The sequence below is a fragment of the Paenibacillus sp. 102 genome (genome assembly GCF_039549175.1).
Taxonomy (GTDB): Bacteria; Bacillota; Bacilli; order Bacillales; family Bacillaceae_G; genus Bacillus_A.
This window is the reverse complement of sequence record NZ_JBCGHT010000083.1, coordinates 1-313: the sequence shown is the minus strand read 5'-3', so window position 1 is coordinate 313 and position 313 is coordinate 1. Positions and strand designations below refer to the sequence as shown.

The window sequence follows — 313 nt, the reverse complement described above, 5'->3', positions numbered from 1 at the left end:
GTAAAACCATATTATAGACAGCAAGATTCGGATTTCGCTCTTGAAACGCCTCAGCATACTGTTTTAACGCTTCCTTTTTGGATTCCCTATACTTTGGGTCGTCTTTACCTTCCCCAATCGCTACAACGAGTTCTCGTTGCTCATGCGTCTTTGTATCTTTTCTTATCTTGTCATAATAATCCTTAATTTTGCGGTCATTTCGTTTTTGCTTTTCATTGTACTTGTCCACGGCTTCTTGAAAGACATCCTTGTATACACTACGGATGTCCTTTTGAACAAAGTAGATATTCTCGTCTAATCTGGATGGATCAAT

At 38.7% G+C, this 313-nt stretch carries 1 protein-coding gene; it reads right to left on the bottom strand.

Features of this window, described 5'->3' with window-relative positions; all coding sequences use genetic code 11:
• Nucleotides 1-313, bottom strand: a 313-nt coding sequence (locus AAIE21_RS29430) for a plasmid recombination protein (protein WP_343269883.1), incomplete at both ends; no start/stop codon positions are given.